The organism is Streptomyces sp. MK37H (assembly GCF_018035285.1).
Taxonomy (GTDB): domain Bacteria; phylum Actinomycetota; class Actinomycetes; order Streptomycetales; family Streptomycetaceae; genus Streptomyces; species Streptomyces endocoffeicus.
Genome location: NZ_JAAAYH010000702.1, coordinates 1 through 2,894, shown reverse-complemented (window position 1 = coordinate 2,894; position 2,894 = coordinate 1). Strand labels below are relative to the sequence as shown.

Sequence of the window (2,894 nt, the reverse complement as noted above, 5' to 3'; positions counted from 1 at the left end):
CCGGAAGCGGTTCCTCCAGCGTCGCCCCGCACTCCGCCGCGATGCGCAGGGGCCCCGGCGGAAGCGCGCTCGGCGGGGGCGGCACCGCGGGCGTCCCGGCGGTGCCGGGGTCGGCGGGCTCGATCCGCAGCGCTCCCAGGTGCGCGCCGGGGACCTCGGCGGCGGCCCGCCCGAGCACATCGCTCGCCGCGCGTTCGGTGATCCAGGAGCCGTCCTCCCGCGCGCCCAGGGGCAGCAGCCGGCCGAGCCGCAATTGCTCCCTTACGGTCTGCGCGAGCCGGTCCGTGACCACCGTGCACCCCTTACCGCCGTACGGACGTGAGCCCTACCGCTCTCAGCCTGCCGTATCGATCGCGCGAGTGCCGCATCTCCGAAGCGGTTCGGGGAAGGCCCCTTTAAGGTGGCAAATAGAGCGAGCGGAAATCGCTTCCACCGCTCTTCGCCTCGGAAGGGACGATCGGTGATGTCCGAGACCGCACCACGGAACCGACCCGAGAACCCCGCCACGGAACCCGCCGCCGGTACGCCCAGGACGCTGGGCGCCGGGCCCGGCATCGCCGCGGCAGCCGCCGCCACCGATCGGACCAGGCGGGGCGGAGGCGACCCGGCCGTGCGGGGGCGCACCACCATCGCCGACGGCGTCGTGGAGAAGATCGCGGGTATGGCGGCCCGCGATGTGGTCGGCGTCCATGCGATGGGCGGCGGTCTCGCGCGTACCTTCGGGGTCGTACGGGACCGGGTGCCCGGCGGCCGGTCGGTCACTCGCGGGGTGAAGGCGGAGGTGGGGGAGGTGCAGACGGCCCTCGACCTGGAGATCGTGGTGGACTACGGCGTCTCCATCGCCGATGTCGCACGGGCCGTACGGGAGAACGTGATCGCGGCGGCCGAGCGGATGACCGGCCTCGAGGTCGTCGAGGTCAATATCGCGGTCAGCGATGTGAAGTTGCCGGACGAGGAAGAGGAATCGCCGGAGCCGCGGCTCCAGTAGGCCGGCAGCGGTTCCGGTCGGCTCCAGCGAAGGAGCACACGATGAGCATGGCCGGGGTCGGAATGATCGCGGGAATGGCGCTGGCTTTCGCAGGTTACTTCGGTGGTTTCGGGGCCTTTCTGCTGGTGGCGGCGTTGGGAGCCGTCGGGTTCATCGTCGGCCGGTTCCTGGACGGTGATCTGGAACCGGGCGACTTCTTCCGTTCCCGTGGCCGTGACGGACGGCCACGGTGAGCGCCATGACGACCGTAAGGACGTGCCGTGGTGGAGCCGGGTGAGCGGGGTGCGACGCGGATCGCGGACCGGGTCGTCGCGAAGATCGCCTCGCAGGCGGCGCGGGAGGCGTTGCGGGGCGGCGGCGCCGCGGATGCCGGTGCGGATACGGGTGCGGATGCCGGTGTGGAGCCCGGTGAGGTCGCCCTCGCCGATGTCGTCGGCGCGGGACGGCCGTACGCGGTCGCCGCGGTGCGCGGGGGCGTCGCGCGCGTCCGGGTCGCCGTCGAGCTCGGCTATCCCTCGGACATCGGCGCGCACTGCGGTGCGGTGCGTCGTCAGGTGATCGAACGGGTAGGCGAGATGACGGGCATGGAGGTGTCCGAGGTCGCGGTGACGGTCGAACGGCTGCATGTGCCGCAGTGGGAGCGCCCGGAGCGCAGGGCGCGTCGGGGGAGGGACAGGGTGCGATGAACGCGGACCAGAAGATGCGTCAGTCCACCTCGGCGTCGGCGTACGGCGCGAGGGCGGGGACGGGTGCCGGTTCCGGTGCCGGGGACGGGGATCCGCCCGGGCGCGTCCGGCGCTTCTGGTCCGAGCGGCGGGTACCGGCCGGGATCGTCGCCCTGGCCATCGCCGCCGTCAGCGGGCTGCTGCTGTACGACGTGGCGGCCGTGCGCTCGGGGCGGCGCGCCATGCGGTGGCGGGACTGGTTCGCCGATGAACTCGCCTCACGGCCGCTGGACAACGCGTGGATCGTGGGCGGGGCGGCGCTGCTGGCCGCGCTGGGGGTGTGGATGGTGATCCTCGCGATGGCGCCGGGGCTGCGAGGGCTGCTCCCGATGCGCGCGCCGGAGCCGGAGTCGGGGGCGGGGGCAGAAGCTGAGGCCGCCGTTCGAGCGGGAATCGACCGAACGTCGGCGGGGCTGGTGCTGCGGGACCGGGCGATGGAGGTGCCCGGTGTCCGGTCGGCCCGCGTGGACGTCGGCCGACGGCGGATCAGGGCCCGCGCCATGGCCCACTTCCGCGATCTGGACGAGGTACGCGCGGATCTGGACGCCGCCCTCCACGAGGGCATCCGCCAACTGGGCCTGGCCCGGCCGCCCGCCCTCTCCGTCCACGTACGGCGCTCCGCGAAGTCGAAGGGGTGAGCGCGCCATGCTGAGTGTCGTCAACCGGGTGCTGCTGGCGCTCGTGGGTCTGGTGCTGGCCGCTGCGGGCGCGGTGATCCTGGCCGGGTGGCCGCCGTTCGACGGCCGCGACGATGTGCTGCTCAGCCGGGCGGATCGCACGCGGTGGCGGGACACCGGATGGTTCTGGCCGGCCGTCATCGCGGCGCTTGCGGTGCTGTTCGTGCTTTCCCTGTGCTGGTTCCTGGTCCAGCTGCGACGGCGTCGCCTTCAGGAAGTGCTCGTGGAAACGGGCGACGGCGAGGGCGCCCTGCTACGCGGCCGTGCCCTGGAAGCCGCCCTCTTGTCGGACGCGGAGTCGCTGGACGGCGTGGAGCGCGCCCACGTCCTGCTACGGGGCCGCCGGACGACACCGGAGGCCCGGATGGGCTTGGCGCTGGACGCGCGGGCGGACCCGCTGTCGACTCTGGAGGCGGTGCGAGCGGAGGCCCTGGAACGCGCCCGTACGTCGGCGGGCCTGGAAGCCCTCCCGGCGGACGTGCGGTTGAGGGTGGCCCGGCACGG

Annotated in this window: 5 protein-coding genes and 1 pseudogene; 5 read left to right on the top strand and 1 reads right to left on the bottom strand. The window is 73.5% G+C overall.

Annotated elements, in window-relative coordinates; translation table 11 throughout:
* Positions 1 to 292: pseudogene (locus GWI24_RS42980) on the bottom strand (nucleopolyhedrovirus P10 family protein); the annotation flags it as partial.
* A gap of 171 nt (positions 293 to 463) precedes the next feature.
* Here GWI24_RS42980 and GWI24_RS42975 point away from each other — a divergent pair.
* From GWI24_RS42975 to amaP, 5 genes are all read left to right on the top strand, one after another.
* Positions 464 to 988, top strand: coding sequence for an Asp23/Gls24 family envelope stress response protein (locus GWI24_RS42975; protein WP_210951446.1), 525 nt, complete (start codon positions 464 to 466; stop codon positions 986 to 988).
* A 41-nt stretch (positions 989 to 1,029) separates the two neighbouring features.
* On the top strand, positions 1,030 to 1,221 hold the full coding sequence (locus GWI24_RS42970; RefSeq protein WP_210951445.1) for a hypothetical protein: 192 nt from the start codon (positions 1,030 to 1,032) through the stop codon (positions 1,219 to 1,221).
* Positions 1,222 to 1,248: 27 nt separating this feature from the next.
* Positions 1,249 to 1,674, top strand: a complete 426-nt coding sequence (locus GWI24_RS42965; protein ID WP_308344277.1) for a hypothetical protein — start codon at positions 1,249 to 1,251, stop codon at positions 1,672 to 1,674.
* Complete coding sequence (locus tag GWI24_RS42960; RefSeq protein WP_210951444.1) at positions 1,671 to 2,351, top strand: DUF6286 domain-containing protein; 681 nt, start codon at positions 1,671 to 1,673, stop codon at positions 2,349 to 2,351. Before GWI24_RS42965 ends, GWI24_RS42960 begins: the two co-directional genes overlap by 4 nt.
* A 7-nt stretch (positions 2,352 to 2,358) precedes the next feature.
* The coding region (amaP, locus tag GWI24_RS42955; protein WP_210951443.1) for an alkaline shock response membrane anchor protein AmaP at positions 2,359 to 2,894 on the top strand (536 nt) is incomplete at its 3' end.

Excerpts from the sequence above, each read along its gene's own strand:
- GWI24_RS42975 (WP_210951446.1), top strand. The coding sequence starts at position 464 with ATGTCCGAGACCGCACCACGGAACCGACCCGAGAACCCCGCCACGGAA.
- GWI24_RS42970 (WP_210951445.1), top strand. The coding sequence starts at position 1,030 with ATGAGCATGGCCGGGGTCGGAATGATCGCGGGAATGGCGCTGGCTTTC.
- GWI24_RS42960 (WP_210951444.1), top strand. The coding sequence starts at position 1,671 with ATGAACGCGGACCAGAAGATGCGTCAGTCCACCTCGGCGTCGGCGTAC.